Below are 15,799 nucleotides of genomic sequence, written 5' to 3' on the forward strand. Positions count from 1 at the left end.
AGCTCAGGGGCCAGCAGGCGACATTACCCCAAGTCATTCCGTCGACAGAGGTACACCGTTCGTCCGCCCGCCTGCGCATCGTTCGTCGCGTGTTCCAGCACGCTGAACCCAAAACGCTCGGTAAACATCTCGTATTCGGCAGGTGATAGGCTCGCGTGATACAGCGGATCGCCCCTGTATTCGCCAACGCTCTCACAGTGCTGCGGTCCGGTATTGAACATCAATATCGTTCCGACAGAGGCGTGGTCAGCAAAAACCGCAAACATTCTTCGCTGGTCGTCGTGATTGAGATGAAAGAAGCTGTCCCACGCGAGTATGCCGTCGAACCGCCGACCGAGCCACAATTGCCGCATATCCGCGACAATCCATTCTTGATCGGGCAGCCGATCACGGCAGAACGATATCATTGTCGGTGAGGAGTCGACGCCGGTCACGCGCAGTCCTCGTTCAATCATGTGCTGCGCAACCGGTTGCCCTGGACCACAGCCGAGATCAAGCACCGTGGCGTTCTTGGCGAGTCGGCCGATGAAGCGGTCGTGCCAGACCTTATCGTTCCAATGGGCGTTCTGACGATCGCGGTCCCACGCTGCTGCGTGCTTCTCGTAGTGAGGGATAATCTGGCTGGCGAGGTCAGATACGGTCGCACCCCTTACGGATCCAGCTCGGTGTCCCAGTACAGGTAGTCGAGCCAGCTATCGTGCAGATAGTTTGGCGGGAACAGGCGGCCGTTGCGGTGGAGCTGGTGCACGGTCGGTGCGAACGGCGTCTGCTTCGGAAACATCTTGGCCTGCTGCGTCGTCAGGTTGCCCTTCCTGAGGTTACAAGGCGAGCAGGCCGCGACGACATTCTCCCAAGTCGTCTGGCCGCCTTTGCTGCGCGGGATGATGTGATCGAAGGTGAGATCGTCAGGCGAATTGCAGTATTGGCAGGCGAAACGATCGCGCAGGAAAACGTTGAAACGCGTGAAGGCCGGATGCGTGGTCGGCTTGACGAAGGATTTCAGCGAGACGACGCTGGGAAGCTGGATTTCGAAGGAGGGGCTCCGCACCGCCCGGTCGTAATATTCGACGATATTTACGCGATCGAGGAAGACTGCCTTGATCGCATCCTGCCACGACCATAGCGACAGGGGGTAATAACTCAGCGGCCGAAAGTCCGCGTTCAGGACCAGTACCGGCCAACCGCCTTGCGAGACATGTGCGTTCAAGTAACGCTCCCGGCCTCCATATCGCTGCGAAGCAGCATGTACTGACATACTACATGCAGCGTGACGGGATTGTGAAGAGCGTTGAGCCGTTTATCGTATTCCACGCTGCCATGATCCCGCCGTGATTGCCACCCGCCTGCAGGGCCCGTAAACGAGGCCGCAGATACCTCCTGCGTCGGCGGCCTCTGCAATGCTCACCAAGTCCCGCTATCTCGAGGCTCCACGCCGGCTGCGCGCCTTCGTCCGCGCGCATGAAACGAGCTTGGTGGTCCTGGCGGTGCTGACGGGAACCATTGGCGGGCTGGTGGTCGCGGCCATGAGCGGCGCGGTCTCGGTCCTGCATGTCGCCCTGTTCGACCTGCCGTTCGGCGAGCGGCTCTCCAGCCAGATCAGCCTCGACCCGCTGCGCGCCGTGTTGGTTCCGAGCCTGGGTGGGCTACTCCTGGGCCTCGCCTTTCTCGCGCTGGCGCGCTGGCGGCCCAAGCGCGAGATCGATCCGATCGAGGCCAATGCCCTTTATGGCGGGCGGATGTCGTTCCGCGGCAGCGTGATCGTTGCGCTGCAGACAATCTGGTCCTCCGGCGTCGGCGCCTCGGTCGGGCTCGAGGCGGGTTATACGCAGCTCTCCAGCGGCATCGCAGCTTCGGTCGGCCGCGCCTTCCACCTGCGCCGTATCGACCAGCGCATCATGGTCGGATGCGGAGCGGCGGCGGCGATCGCCGGCGCCTTCGGCGCGCCGCTGGCCGGCGCCTTCTATGCTTTCGAACTTGTGATCGGCGGCTATACGCCCGCGAGCCTGGCGCCGGTCGGGGTTGCCGCGGTCGCCGGCTATTTTGTCGCCCATTCCTTCAGCGTGCTGACGCTGGGGGTAGGCGTCGACACCGTCGGCGATGTGCTGGGGCGCGACCTTGCCATCGCCGCGCTGCTCGGTGTGCTGGCGGCGCTGTTCGGCATCGCGATCATGCGCGGCGTCACGCTGTGCGAGACGCTGCTCGGAAAGACAGGGCTCTGGCCGCCATTGCGTACGGCGCTCGGCGGTTTCGCGGTCGGGCTGATGGCGCTGCTGACGCCGCAGGTGATGTCCTCGGGTCATGGCGCGCTGCATCTCGGCGGCATCGTGTCGATACCGTTCGCCTTCATGGCCGGCGTGCTGATCCTGAAAGCGATGGCCTCGATCGTCTCGCTCGGCAGCGGGTTTCGCGGCGGCCTGTTCTTCGCCACGCTGTTCATGGGCGCGCTGGGCGGCCGGCTGTTTGCCGCCGGTTGCGATATGCTGTGGCCGGGCCTCCAACTCGATCCCGACGTCTATGCGGTGATCGGCATGAGCGCGTTGTCGGCATCGGTGATCGGCGGACCGCTGACGATGTCCTTCATCGCGCTGGAATCGACCGGCAATCTCTGGCTCACCACGGCGGTGCTGGTCTCCGTCATCATCTCCACGATGATCACGCGGGAACTGTTCGGCTATTCATTTGCGACCTGGCGCTTGCATCTGCGCGGCGAGACCATCCGCAGCGCCGCCGATGTCGGCTGGATCCGCGATCTCACGGTGGACAAATTGATGCGCCGGGATATGACGACCGTGAATGCGGACGTGCCAATAGCGCAGTTCCGCAAGCAGTTCCCGCTCGGCTCCAAAACCCAGGTGGTTGCGGTCGATGGCGAGGGGCGTTACGCCGGGTTGGCATTGATCGCGGACGCGCATGCGGCCGATATCGATATGCACAACGGTCTCGTCGGCATCCTGCGCCACAGCGACGTGGTGCTGCATCCGTCCATGAACATCCAGGAAGCGATTGCGGTGTTCGATGCCGCGGAAGCGGAATCGCTCGCCGTGGTCGAGGAGGGCGCGGAGCGCTGCCCGATCGGCCTCCTCACCGAAGCGCACGCGATGCGGCGTTATGCCGAGGAATCCGAGCAGCGCCGGCGCGAGGTGATCGGCGAGGTTTGATCGCGGGAGCGGGCTATTCCGGAATCTTCTCCAGCTTCTGCAGGCAACGCGCCACCCTCACTTCGGCAGGCATCTCGGCATCGGGAAAGCTGGTCTTCCAGTCGGTGACGCCGACCTCGCCGACATAGATGTCGCCTTTGGAGTCGAGCGCGAGGCCGTGCGGCGCCAGGAACTTGCCGGTCTCGATACCGGGACCGCTTTCGCCGCCGAGCCGCGCGATGCGGTTGCCCTTGGCATCGACGATGGTCAGCCGGGGTCCAAGATTCGGCACCTTGCGGTTGACGGCCATGCCGGGACCGAGTTCGCCGATCACGAAGTTCGGTTGCCTGCCGCCGCAACAGCAGAGCGCGCAGGGACGGTGCAAATTGTTCCACTGCGTCTCGCATGTCCCGTTGCCGTCGAACACCTGCACGCGATGGTTCTCGCGGTCGGCGACATAGACAAAACCATCAGCATCGGTCGCGATGTTGTGAACGATGTTGAACTGTCCGGGATCGGTGCCGGGCTCGCCCCAGCTCTGCATCAGCTTGCCGTCGGGCGTGAATTTGTGGACGCGGGCGTTGCCGTAGCCGTCGGAGACGTAGATCTCGCCCTGCGGCGACAGCGCGGTGTGGGTGCAGCGGTTGAACGGCTCGCCGCTCATGAACGGCGCGGGCTTGCTCGGGATGCCGATCGTGAGCAGCACCTTGCCCTCGGCTGAGCATTTGCGCACGGTGTGGTCGCCGTCGTCGGTGCAATAGAGGTTGTCATCGGCATCGATGTGCAGGCCGTGGGCACGGGAGAACAGGCCTTCGCCCCAGCTCCGCAGGAAATTGCCGTCGCGGTCGAACACGACCATCGGGTGCGCGCCGCGGTTGAAGACATAGATGCGGTCCTTGCTGTCGACCCCGACGGAGGCGACGTCGGTGAGCTGCCAGCCGTCGGGCAGCTTGGCCCAGTTCTGAACCACGCGGTAGCGGTGCTCGCCGGAGCCGAGGATGGTCGGCATGTGATTTCCTCCCCAAGGTCGTTGTCATTCCGGGATGCGCCACAAGGCGCAGGCCCGGAATCCATACTCACGATGGTGGTTATGGATTCCGGGCTCGCGCTTCGCGCGCCCCGGAATGACGGTGTGAATCATGCAAACATCGCCCGCGGCCCGACGTCGCGCGGCAGCAGGCCTTCCTCGATCGCCTTGATCTGCAGCGCCAGATGCTTCGAGCCGATCCGGCATTGCGCCAGTCCGCCCGCGATCAGCCAGAGGCCCGCCTGGCGCGTGCGGGTGTACATGTTGCGGAGCTCCTGCTCCTCGCCAAAGCCCCAGATCGTGCCGACGCGGTCGGCGACATCGGCGCCGAACAGCTTCTTCACCAACTCCTCCTGGCGCTTGTAGCCGGTCGCGAGCACCACGAGGTCGGCAGCGGCCAGCTCGCCATCCTTCATCCTGGCCCCATCGGCCACAAACGTCGCGACGTCGGCAAACTGCTTCAACGCGATCTCGCCTTTCACGATCAGGTCGGAGCAGCCGACGTTGAAATAATAACCGCCGCCGCGGGTGAGATATTTGAACTGCCAGCCGGTGTTGTCCTCGCCGTAGTCGAGCCTGAAGCCGACACGCGCCAGGCCCTCGAGCAGGTCCTTGTCGAGCGCCTTCGATTTCTCCGTCACCATCGCGTGGCTCTTGCGCCCCAGCTTGAGCGGCATCGACATCGTGATCAGGTCATTGTCGTCGAGCGTCCCATCATTGTAGGGCGCGTAGACGAGCTGCGCCGACGGTTCGATGCTGACCACCAGCGTCGGGCTGCGCTGCACCAACGTCACGTTGGCGCCGCTGGAATAAAGGTCCTGCGCGATGTCGTGGCCGCTATTGCCGGTGCCGATCACGATGGCGCGTTTGCCTTTCCAGTTCTCGCCGTCGTCATAGCGGCTGGAATGCATGACCTTGCCGGAAAAATCCTTCAGGCCGGCAATATCAGGCACGTTCGGAATGCCGCTGACGCCGGTGGCGAGCACCACATGGTGCGGATGCATCTCGCGCCTCGCGCCATCGGCGCAGCGCAGCCTCACCGTCCAGCGGCCTTCGTTCTCGTCATATTGCCCGCCTTCGAACTCGGTGCTGGTCCAGAAGTTCAGCTCCATGGCGTCGACATAGGCTTCGAACCAGTTGGCGAGCTTGTCCTTCGGGATATAGGTCGGCCAGTTCGGCGGGAAGTGCATGTAGGGCAGGTGGTTGACCTGCACCTGGTTGTGCAGCGTCAGCGCGTGATAGCGCTTGCGCCAATTGTCGCCGATGCGCTCCTCGCGATCGACGATCAGCGTATCGACCTGCAACTGCTTCAGCCGTGCTGCGATGCAGAGCCCGCTCTGGCCGCCGCCGACAACGAGCACGGTCGGATCGCGGTCGGCATAGTCGGTCGACGCCTTGCGGAGGTCGAGCCAGTTCGGCCCGCGGAAATCACGCGAATAGGCATTGCCGCGCGGGCGGTTGACGCCGAGCTGCTCCTCAAAACCCTTGAGCTCGCCGAGCTCGGTCAGGAGCGTCCAGGCCTTCAGCGTGTTGCCGTCGGTAGGGTCAGGGATCAGGCGGACGATGCCGCTGCCGCGACCGATCGTGGTTTCGAACTTGAACATCGCCTCGATCGCATTGGTGCCGGCGCGCATCACCTTGCGCGGCGCGCGGCGGTCGGGATCGATCGTCAGGCGGCGTGGTGCCGCGCGGCCCGCATGCCGCTTCAGCTCGGCAATGATGGCGTCCGCGCCGTCGACGGTCTGGATGTTCCAGCTCAGCGCCAGTATGTCGCGCCAGAAACTATCGGGGAGAAACAGGAAATTGAGCGCGCCGTCGCCGGGCTTGCGAAGTGCGTCCTCGAATCGCGCGAGCCAAGTGTCGGCGGCCACCGAGATGTCGTCGGTCTTGTCGAGCATGAGCGTTTCCCATCACGGCCGTCTCCGCGGCGTGTTCCCCTGCAGCCTATACCTATTCGGCAGGCCGCAGAAAGGCCGTGACGGGATGTCGGCTATTCCGAGAGTGTAAGGATATGCCCCAATTCCGGCGGCACCCGGCCGTTGAGGGTATCAATATAGGCCGCTTGCACGGCGGCAGGCCCGCGGCCTTGGGTCACCTTGAGCCATTGTTCGAGCTTTGGCGCGAAGCCGGACCAGGCTGGGCCGAAGCGGGTCTCGATTCCGCCCGGTCCCCACTCCTTGGCGCGCTTGCGGATCTGCTCGGGCGCGGAGAACCAGCTCGGCTTGGCGCCCGGCAGCTCCGGCTCGTTCTCCGATGAGCGACGATGCGTCAGTCCGACGCGCCCGGAATACTTCATCTGCGCACCGAAATGCCGGTGCAGCGTTTCGCGCAAGCCGCTGTTGCCGGCCATGTCGATGAACGCCGCCGGCCGATCGGCAGCCAGCGATGCGACGCGATCATAGGTGATGACCTCGTCGTAGCAGCCGAGCGATTTCACGAAGCCGGTATTCGATGGCGAGGTCAGGCCGATCACCTTGATGCCTCTGGTGTGCAAGAGATGCGCGAGCCCGAAGGCGGTCTTGCTGGAGGCGGAGGAGAGCATCACGCTCTCCGCGCCGAAAAATCCGTTCTCGGCGAGGAAGTCGTCGACCAGGAACGACAGCATGAACAGCGGCCGCAGCAAGGCCTGGTAGTCGCCCTGCCGCCCGGCAAAGGCGGCATTGCCGCTCACGCGCGCATAGGCGTTGTAGACCGGCGCCACGCCCTGCCGATGTGCGGCGCCGTCGCGCAGGCCGCGCTTGCTGACATCGGCGGCCTCGATCACAAGGTGCGTCGCCATCGGAAAATAGCCGAACAGCCGTTCGCCTTCGGCAACGTTCGGATGGCGGGAGGCGATGACCTCGCCAAATCCCCACACCGGAATGTTGCCGAACCCTTCCGGTGCAGGGAAGAGCTGCCAGTATTTCAGCTCGTCGCCGAGCACCGCATAGGTGATGTTGTTGGCGGTCAGCGCAAAGCTCGTCACCTTGACCAACAGCGTCTCGCTTGGAAGCGCGGCGGCATCGGGCAGCGTCCGCTCGATGAACTTGCAATGCTTGAGATCGTTGCGGGCGACGACGAAGTCGGTCGATGTCATGGCGGCGGCTCCGGCTCGTGACGTGCCGCCATCTTTGCGTCGGGCGATGGAGGTTTTGCAACAGCAACATAGTTTAAAACGCTGTTCGCTTCCGGCGGCTGCGATGAAGCGGACGCCGGCCTGACAAGCCGTTTGAAATTGTGGGTCCGAGGAAGACGCGGCGCCGCCCTTCTTGCCCTGAACGCGGTCAGCATGAGCGCGACAGCAGTGCTAACGACATGAATCAGCATGCGCGTCCTCAGCGTTAAACGGAACGCGGCAGTGGAATGGCGGAAGAGAAAACGTTGTCGGGATCGTAGCGATGCTTGATCTCCATCAGCCGCCCGGCGTTGCCGCCGTAGCTCTGTCTTGCGCGATCGAGTTCATTCTTGCCGAGAAAGTTCGGATAACCGCCGGGCAGCGCTGAGGCGAAGCGCTCGCGCGTGCCGCGCGTCCAGTGCCGGTGCCGCGGCACGTCGCTGGCGTCGGAGCGATCCGGGAAGCTTGCGAGGATTTCGACCAGCACGTGATCGCGACGCAGTCCGAACGCCGTCGCAGTCTCCGCGACACGGGACGCAGCGCCACGGAATTCGTGGGTGATGATCGCGCAGCCCGGAGAGACGGCGCTCTCCATTGCGTGGATGAACGCGTCGATAGCGTCGCGGTCGAGCGCCGGCAGCCAGCAACTGTCCATCACGGTCTGCAATCCATTGGCGATGTAGGGATCGAACATGCCGAGCAGGGCCGCGTAGGATTTGCGCTCGGTACTGCCTGCGAGCAGCGTTCCCAGCCGGGCGAACGGCTGAAGTCTCGCTTCGCCGTCTTCGGGCCGGCCGCTCCAGGTTGGAACGATCAGGACCATCATCGTGCCGCTTGGATCGGCCATGAGCGTGTGCTGCACCGTCAATTCCTCCGGCGCCGACGCCATCAATGCGCTGCATCGTTCGAGCACCGCGCGGGCCTCGGAGAAGGGATAGACGAGCATGCCGGAATGGACGCTCGGCAGTTCATGGACGCGATGGCGCATCGCGGTCACCACGCCGAAATTGCCGCCGCCGCCACACAGCGCCCAGAACAGATCGGCGTTGGTCTCGGTGTCGGCATGCACGATGCGGCCGTCGGCCAGCACGATCTCGGCGGCGAGCATGTTGTCGATCGCCAGTCCGAAGCGTCCGATCAGCGGACCATAGCCGCCGCCGAGCGTGAGCCCGGCGATGCCGACGCTCGAAACCGATCCCGCCACCACGGCCAGTCCGTACGGATCGGTGACAGCAACGACGTCGCCGGCGCGGGCACCGCCTGCAATCGTGGCGCTGCGACGGTCGGCGCTCAGCACGACGTTGCGCATGCCGCTCAGGTCGATCACCGCGCCCTCGCAAAGCGCGCGGCCCGCCCAATCGTGTCCGCCGCCGCGAACGGACAGTGGAACTTCGCGTTCGCGCGCGGCCCGGATCGCATCCTGAACGTCCCTCGCGGTTCGGCAATGCACGACCGCGCCGGGCGTGACGCCGACCTGCTTGGCCCAGATGCTGGTCGCCGCCGCATAGCGGTCATCGCCAGGCAATGACACCAGCCCAAGCAAGTCCTCGCTCAGGCCGCAACAGGCGGCATCGATCGTAGCAGACATGGCTTCACTCTCCTGTGATCGGCGCGAGCGGAATGCTCGGCGTTATCTGCCGATTTACGGAGAAGCGGGCCGTGCGTTCGTGAAGATTCCTGCGGTTTTGCTGGTTACGCTCAGGCGAACTCGGAGGGCGCGACGCCGTACACGCGTCGGACCCATCGCGACAAATGGCTCTGGTCCGCAAACCCGGTGTCGGCAGCGATTTCAGCGAGACCCATTCGTCCATCGCGCATATGCCGCGCCGCTGCCTGCAGGCGGAGATGGACGACGTAGCGATACGGCGTCATGCCGACCGAGCGGGTGAATACGCGCGAGAAATGGAACGAGCTGCGGCCGGCGAGTGCGGCGAGATCAGCGACTTCGATCGGCTCGGCGAGATTGGTGAGCACATAGTCTCTGATCCGCCGCAGCGCGCATTGACCGAGCCGGCCGCGAAATGGGCGTCGCGGCGTCGACGTATAGTCGGACACCAGGCGTCCGATGAAGCGGCTCGCGGCTTCGCTCCAGAACAGCGGACCGTTGGGATAGCCTTGCGCACCCTCTGCTGCCAGCGACTGCGCCGCCTGCTGAAGCGTTTGATCATATCCCGACAGCCGCTCCGGAAGCTCGGCTTCGAGCGCGGAATCCTCCGCCGCCGCAAGCGCAAGCTGGGTCGGCTTGACCGCGACCAGCAGCATATCGGCCGTGCCGTCGGCGTCGGCGGACGAGTCCATGCCGGCCGGACAGATCGCGAGCGCGCCCTGAACCGTTTCGTGGCGCAGCCGCCGTCCAGCCATTCGGCAATCGAGCCGCAGATGGGGTGACATCTGAACGAAGACGAGGTGCTGCCCCGGTGTGGCGCTGAAATGCGCCCCGCCGTCGAATAGCGCCCGGAACACGCGCACGCCGCTTTCGCCCGCCGGACCGTCCGCTTGGGACGTCGTCGGGGGGCTGCCATCCTTCTGAGCCCAACGCACCTGACCGAACTTCGCCACGCCGATCGCGCTCCGCCGGCAATGCATGAAACAAGCCTGCTAGATTGGGCGCGGATGGAGGCCGCGAAAGGGCGGCGAAGCCGCCCCTAACGCACACGTGAAAAGGCGTGAGAGCGCATTTGCCTCGGCCGTGTCAAACGGATGCGCGGAGCGTGCCTGCGCGATGCAGATCGCGCAGCTTGCGCTTGAAGATCTTGCCGGTGGCTTCGCGCGGCAGCGCATCCATGAACTGGATGTCCTTCGGCACCTTGAAGTTGGCAAGCTTGCTGCGCAGGAAATCCTGCACGGCGGTGACCGACAGTGTGGCGCCCGGTTCGGGTTCGATGCAGGCGAACAGCCGCTCGCCATATTCGTCGTCGGCGACGCCGAACACCGCGCAGTCGCGGACGCCTTCCATGCCGATCAGCGCGTTCTCGATCTCGGCGGGATAGATGTTGACGCCGCCTGAGATCACCATGTCGCGCTTGCGGTCGCACATGAACACATAGCCGTCCTCATCGAGATAGCCGACGTCGCCGACGCTGATGAGGCCCTCACGCCCGGCCTCGGCGCGCGCCTTGGCGTTGCCGTGATAGTCGAAATCCGGGATAGCGGTCTGCCGCATGAAGATCTCGCCGGGCTCGTTGACGTCGCATTCGGTCCCGTCGGGGCGGAAGATCTTCACGATGCCGCCCTCGATCACGCGGCCGACGGTGCCGGGCTTTGCCAGCGCCTCCGCCGCCGAATGCCAGATCGGGATTCCGGTCTCGGTGGAGCCCAGATATTCGTTCACCACCAGTCCCCACCAGTCGATCATCGCGCGCTTCACATCCTGCGGACATGGCGCGGCGCCGTGAATGACGAAGCGCAGCGAGGAGACGTCGTAGCGTCGTCTCGTTTCCTCCGGCAGCCGCAGCAGCCGGACGAACATTGTCGGCACCATGTGCGTATGGGTAATGCGGTGGCGCTCGATGAGCTGCAGCAGGTCCTCGGGATCGAAGCGCGGCTCGAGCACGATGGTGCAGCCGCAGCGGAACGCCAGCATGCCGTAGCTGTGCGGCGCCGAATGATACATCGGCCCGTTCATCAGGACGATCTGGTTGTCGTTCGGCTTGATGCCGTAGGCGATCGCGCTGACGCGCACGGCCGCGGCCTGCAGTTCCGGCGGCATCGGCTTGCGCCGCACGCCCTTGGGCTGGCCCGTGGTGCCTGAGGTGTAGAACATCGGCGAAGCGCCGATCGGGGCATCGGTCAGGGGCGCATGCGTGTCGCGCCAGCGGTCCCAGTCGGTCAGGTCGTCGGGCACCTGGGTCAGTCCAGACGGCACGCCATAGGCCGCGGCGATCTCGGGAGGCGTCGCCACGACCAGCAGCTTGAGCCCGGCGAGCAGCCCATCGCGTATCTGCGGCAACAGATCGGCATGACAGATCAGGACATCCGCGCCGCTGTCGGCGAGGATGTAGGCGACTTCCTCGGCCTTCAGGTGCCAGTTGATCGGCACGATCGGGCTGCCGAGCGCGGCGGACGCAGCCACCGCCTCGAACAGCGCGAAGTCGTTGCGCAGCATCATCGCGACCGGCCGGCCATCGCGCACGCCGAGCGCGCGCAAACCAGATGCCGCGCGGGCGATGCGCTCGTTGATCTCGCCATAGCCGATCCGGCGTTCACCGCTGATGATCATCTCGCGCTCCCGATCGTTTCTGTCATCATGCTCAGCGGTCATCGAGGATCTCGGCAAAGCTCACCCAGCTCTTGCCGTTGAATCGCCTTAACTGCAACTGCTGGAACGGCAGATAGTCATCCGGACCGGTCGATACAGTCATTCCCGGCAACAATAGCGGCAGCTTGACCTCGCGGAGCGACGTCGCCTGGCGCAGGATGTTCTCGCGGCTGAAATCGTCCTTGCATGCCCTGAGCACGGTCATCAGAAGCGTCGCGTAATGGTAGCCGGCGGCGTAGTTGGAATTGTTCAGGTCGGCATTCGGCAGATATTGCTTCATGAACGCAAAATATTGTTTCACGCCTGCGTCATCGGCCCACTGCACATCCATCGTGTCCTTTTGATTGCTCGAAGAGATCAGGCCGACCGCATTCTCCAGTCCCGCCGGCTCCAGGAACGAGATCGAGGAGGCCGAGGTGGGCACGAAGAACAGCTCGGGCTTCCAGCCGAGTTCGGCGACGCCCTTGATCGACTGCGATGTGAATTTCCCGAGCACCACGGCGAACAGCACGTTGGCGCCCGAGGCCTTCAATGTCGCCAACTGCGAACTGATCGTCGGCGCGCTGGTCTCGTAGCTTGCTTCCGCGACGATCATGCCGGCGGCCTTGGACCCGAGCGCGCGCTTGAAGCCTGCGACATAGTCGCGGCCGAAATCGTCGTTCTGGGAGAGGATCGCGATCCTGGCCTCGGGCTTGGCCTGCAGCACATATTTGGCATAGACGACGCCTTCGGATTCGTAGGCGGGCATGCCGGGCATGGTCCAGGGGAAGTTCTTCGGGTCGGCCCATTTGGTCGCGCCGCTCAAAAGGAACAGTTGCGGGACCTTCTTGCCGTTGAGGTAGCGGTGCACGGCGCTGTTGGTCGCGGTGCCGAGCGAGCCGAACATCATCAGCACCTCCTCCTGTTCGACCAGCTTGCGGGTCTGCTCCACCGTCTTGGGCGGCGAATAGGCGTCGTCCAGCGTGATGAACTTCACCTTGCGCCCGTTGATGCCGCCTTCGGCATTGATCCTGGCAAAGAAGGCTTCCTGCGTCCGCCCGATGGTGCCGAAGCCGGACGCCGGCCCGCTATAGGGCAGGGTCTGGCCGATGCGGATGTCGTCCTTGTCGTCGGCGAAGGCCGCCGTGATCGCACCCAGCGTAAACAGAACGGCCAATGCGTGCCGCAGCTTCATGGTCTCTCTCCCGATGATCAAAAAGCGTCTTATTAGTTTTGGAGCGGCCGATGCCGCCTCTCCCTCTCCCCGTTCTTACGGGGAGAGGGTTGGGGTGAGGGGCTGCCTCCGCAAACACGGTGGCAGATGGGACTCGCGGAGGTGCCCCTCACCCGAAATTCAAGCTGCGCTTGAATTTCGACCTCTCCCCGCGAAGAGCGGGGCGAGGTGAAACCAGGTTCACGCGCTTGCGCGTCTCAGGAAATCACCGCGCGCTTCGGTGAATTCCGCCTTGAGCCGCGCCACCAGTTCGGCGACCGGCGGCGTGTCGGTGATCTGGCCAATGCCCTGGCCCGAACCCCAGATGTCGCGCCACGCCTTGGCCTTCGTGTTGCCGCCGGAGCCGAAGTTCATCTTCGACTTGTCGGCGACAGGCAGATTGTTCGGATCGAGACCGGCGGCCACGATCGACGGTCCGAGGTAGTTGCCATGCACACCGGTGAACAGGTTCGAATAGACGATGTCGTGGGCGGCATGTTCGGTCAGCGCCTGCTTGTAGCGCGGATCGGCATTGGCCTCTTGGGTGGCGATGAAGCGGGTGCCCATGTAGGCGAGGTCGGCGCCGAGCGCGAGCGCGGAGGCGATGCTCCAGCCGTCGGAGATCGCGCCCGACAGCAGGATGGTGCCCTTGAACCATTGCTTGACCTCGCGCACCAGCGCGAATGGCGACAGTGTTCCGGCATGTCCGCCGGCGCCGGCGCAGACCAGGATCAGGCCGTCGACGCCCTGCTCGGCGGCTTTCCGCGCATGCTTGACGTTGATGACGTCGTGAAACACCACGCCGCCGTAGGAATGCGTGGCCTCGACGATTTCCTGTGGCGGCCGCAGCGAGGTGATGATGACGGGGACCTTGTGCTTCACGCAGGTTTCCATGTCCCGCATCAGCCGGTCGTTGGAGGCGTGGCAGATCTGGTTGACCGCGTAGGGCGCGACCTTCCTGCCCGGATTTTGCGCCTTGTATTCGCCGAGTTCGTCCTCGATCTGCGTCAGCCATTGGTCGAGCTTCTCGGCCGGCCTAGCGTTCAATGCCGGAAACGAGCCGACGATGCCGGCTTTGCACTGGGCGATCACGAGATCAGGCCCCGACACGATGAACAGCGGCGAGCCGACCACCGGCAATTCGAGACTGTTGGCGAGCGATGCTGGCAACGGCATGTCTGATCCTCCCGGCGCCCGCGGCACCTTATCTTGACGCCGTCAATATAGGGCTGGACGGCGGCGACGCCGGCGTTCAATATTGAACAGTCAATCCACCAGGAATGAACGGGCTATCGACGCGAGGCAGTCGGATGGATTGGGACCTGTGCAAGACCTTCATCGCCGTGGCGGAGACCAGGAGTTTCGCCGCGGCCGGGCGCCGCCTGCGCGCCAGCCATCCGACCGTCGGCCGCAAGATCGCGGCGCTCGAGAAGCAACTCGGCACCCGCCTGTTCGCGCGTTCCAATGACGGATTGTCGCTGACCTCGCAGGGTCGCAAGTTTCGCGAGCATGCCGAAGCCATGGCGGCTGCGGCACTCCGCGCCGAGGCCGCGGCTTCCGCAACCGGCGAGCAGGCGAGAGGCGTCGTGAAGCTGTCGATCGGTGCGACGCTGGCCGCGCACTGGCTGATGCCGCGGCTGGGGCCGTTCCTGCGTGACCACGACCATATCCAGCTTGAGATCATCACCCATCCGTTTCCGGCCAGCGTGCGCCGCCGCGAGGCCGACGTGGTGCTGCGGCCGGTCGACGCTGGCGAGGAGAACCTGATCGGGCGCAGAATAGGCCGGCTCGGCACCGGGTTCTACGCCTCGCGCGACTATGCCGCGCGGCGCAAGCTGCCGGAGCGGCGCGACGAGTGGCGGGGGCACAGCATCATCGGGTTTGCCGACCAGGCGTCGAACGCGCATCTGGCGCGCTGGAGCGACTTCATCACGCGGCAGGGAACGGTCGTAATGCGCTGCTCGTCGCAAGGCGACATGCTGGCCGCTGCGCGCGCCGGCCTCGGCATCTCGGCGCTGTCGTGCTTCGTCGCTTCGAGCCACCCAGATCTGGTGCGGGTCGCACCGCAGAAGCTCGGCAGCGTCTCCGATCTCTGGCTGCTCGCGCATCCGGACCTGATCGAGCTGCCCGCCGTCCGCGCCGTCACCAGCTTCGTCACAGCCAGTGCCCGCGAAGACCGCATCAGGCTGCGCGGCTAGCGACACCTTTCGTAGCCCGGGTGGAGCGGAACGCGTAACCCGGGACACCTGCATCGGCGTCGACGAGCGGTCCCGGGTTACGCTGGCGCTTCACCCGGGCTACGAAGCTGCGATCACGCCTTCGCGTTTCTTCAGCACCCGGTAATAGGCCCACCACAGATGCGCGGCGGCGCCGCGCAGCGGGCGCCAGGGTTCGGCCAATGGGGCCATCTGTTTGGCGGTCGGCCGCTCCTTCAACCCCAATCCGATCTTCACCGCCTCCTGCACGGCGAGATCGCCCGCCGGCCAGGCGTCGCCATGGCCGAGGCAGAACAACAGATAGATGTCCGCGGTCCACGGTCCGATGCCGGGCAGGGCGGTCAGCGTGTTGTGGGCGATGTCGGCCTCTTCGTTCGCGAGCACGTGGAGGTTCAGCCGTTCGGCGGCGAGCTCGCGCGCGATGTGCTTCAGCGTTTTGATCTTCGCCGCCGACAGGCCGAGCCGGCCAAGCCGATCGGCGCGCGCCTTGCCGATCGCATCATGATGAAAGGGATCGAACGCCTTGCTGACGCGGCCCCAGATCGCCGCGGCGCTCGCGGTCGAAAGCTGCTGGCCGCAGACGATCGCGGCAAGCCCGGCGAAGCCCGGCTCGCGCTGCCGCAGCGCCGGCATGCCGGTGACCTCCAGAACCGGCCTCAGCCGCTTGTCCTGCTTCACAAGAGTTTCGATTGCGTCTTCGAGGTCTGACTGAGTTTCGAAGTGGATGAGCATGGAGGAACAGTCTCGTCGCGTCATGCGCGGGCTTGACCCGCGCATCCATCTGCTATCGATAAGAGTCCTAGGCCGTGTGGACAGTTACCTTATCCAGAGCAGAGTGGCGGCAATGGCGACGACGGCGAAGTAGTTTCGCGCGG

At 64.7% G+C, this 15,799-nt stretch carries 13 protein-coding genes; 2 read left to right on the top strand and 11 right to left on the bottom strand.

Features of this window, described 5'->3' with window-relative positions:
• Positions 1-23: 23 nt before the first annotated feature.
• Positions 24-692, bottom strand: a complete 669-nt coding sequence (locus AAFX91_RS13420) for a class I SAM-dependent methyltransferase (protein WP_349644906.1) — start codon at positions 690-692, stop codon at positions 24-26.
• A complete protein-coding gene (locus AAFX91_RS13425) occupies positions 650-1,207 on the bottom strand; it encodes an HNH endonuclease (protein ID WP_028163793.1) in 558 nt (185 codons plus the stop codon). Before AAFX91_RS13425 ends, AAFX91_RS13420 begins: the two co-directional genes overlap by 43 nt.
• A gap of 190 nt (positions 1,208-1,397) precedes the next feature.
• Here AAFX91_RS13425 and AAFX91_RS13430 point away from each other — a divergent pair, with 190 nt between their 5' ends.
• The gene (locus AAFX91_RS13430) at positions 1,398-3,158 is read left to right on the top strand and encodes a chloride channel protein (RefSeq protein ID WP_130581509.1); all 1,761 of its coding nucleotides are present in this window, start codon (positions 1,398-1,400) and stop codon (positions 3,156-3,158) included.
• Positions 3,159-3,171: 13 nt separating this feature from the next.
• Here AAFX91_RS13430 and AAFX91_RS13435 read toward each other — a convergent pair whose 3' ends face one another.
• The 8 genes from AAFX91_RS13435 to AAFX91_RS13470 all read right to left on the bottom strand — a co-directional run bounded on the left by AAFX91_RS13435 (position 3,172) and on the right by AAFX91_RS13470 (position 13,884).
• Positions 3,172-4,146, bottom strand: a complete 975-nt coding sequence (locus tag AAFX91_RS13435) for a peptidyl-alpha-hydroxyglycine alpha-amidating lyase family protein (protein ID WP_394566809.1) — start codon at positions 4,144-4,146, stop codon at positions 3,172-3,174.
• A 128-nt stretch (positions 4,147-4,274) separates the two neighbouring features.
• A complete protein-coding gene (locus tag AAFX91_RS13440; RefSeq protein WP_130581511.1) occupies positions 4,275-6,062 on the bottom strand; it encodes an NAD(P)/FAD-dependent oxidoreductase in 1,788 nt (595 codons plus the stop codon).
• Positions 6,063-6,154: 92 nt separating this feature from the next.
• Positions 6,155-7,240 carry a DUF2855 family protein gene (locus AAFX91_RS13445; RefSeq protein ID WP_394566810.1) on the bottom strand — a complete coding sequence of 362 codons (1,086 nt, stop codon included), beginning with the start codon at positions 7,238-7,240 and terminating at the stop codon, positions 6,155-6,157.
• 244 nt (positions 7,241-7,484) lie between these two features.
• Complete coding sequence (locus AAFX91_RS13450; RefSeq protein WP_282530228.1) at positions 7,485-8,846, bottom strand: FAD-binding oxidoreductase; 1,362 nt, start codon at positions 8,844-8,846, stop codon at positions 7,485-7,487.
• A 110-nt stretch (positions 8,847-8,956) separates the two neighbouring features.
• A complete protein-coding gene (locus AAFX91_RS13455) occupies positions 8,957-9,817 on the bottom strand; it encodes a helix-turn-helix domain-containing protein (RefSeq protein WP_394566811.1) in 861 nt (286 codons plus the stop codon).
• 133 nt (positions 9,818-9,950) lie between these two features.
• Positions 9,951-11,519, bottom strand: coding sequence for an acyl-CoA synthetase (locus tag AAFX91_RS13460; protein ID WP_394566812.1), 1,569 nt, complete (start codon positions 11,517-11,519; stop codon positions 9,951-9,953).
• Positions 11,509-12,690 carry an ABC transporter substrate-binding protein gene (locus tag AAFX91_RS13465; RefSeq protein ID WP_394566813.1) on the bottom strand — a complete coding sequence of 394 codons (1,182 nt, stop codon included), beginning with the start codon at positions 12,688-12,690 and terminating at the stop codon, positions 11,509-11,511. The genes AAFX91_RS13460 and AAFX91_RS13465 overlap by 11 nt, the downstream gene beginning before the upstream one ends.
• Positions 12,691-12,909: 219 nt before the next feature.
• Positions 12,910-13,884 carry an NAD(P)H-dependent flavin oxidoreductase gene (locus tag AAFX91_RS13470; RefSeq protein WP_394566814.1) on the bottom strand — a complete coding sequence of 325 codons (975 nt, stop codon included), beginning with the start codon at positions 13,882-13,884 and terminating at the stop codon, positions 12,910-12,912.
• A 134-nt stretch (positions 13,885-14,018) separates the two neighbouring features.
• Here AAFX91_RS13470 and AAFX91_RS13475 point away from each other — a divergent pair, with 134 nt between their 5' ends.
• Entirely contained in the window at positions 14,019-14,906 is an 888-nt protein-coding gene (locus tag AAFX91_RS13475) for a LysR family transcriptional regulator (RefSeq protein WP_394566815.1), read from the top strand.
• Between the two features lie 99 nt (positions 14,907-15,005).
• Here AAFX91_RS13475 and AAFX91_RS13480 read toward each other — a convergent pair whose 3' ends face one another.
• On the bottom strand, positions 15,006-15,656 hold the full coding sequence (locus AAFX91_RS13480) for a DNA-3-methyladenine glycosylase family protein (protein WP_394566816.1): 651 nt from the start codon (positions 15,654-15,656) through the stop codon (positions 15,006-15,008).
• Positions 15,657-15,799 lie beyond the last annotated feature (143 nt).

The sequence above is a fragment of the Bradyrhizobium sp. 31Argb genome, from assembly GCF_043638955.1.
Classification (GTDB): domain Bacteria; phylum Pseudomonadota; class Alphaproteobacteria; order Rhizobiales; family Xanthobacteraceae; genus Bradyrhizobium.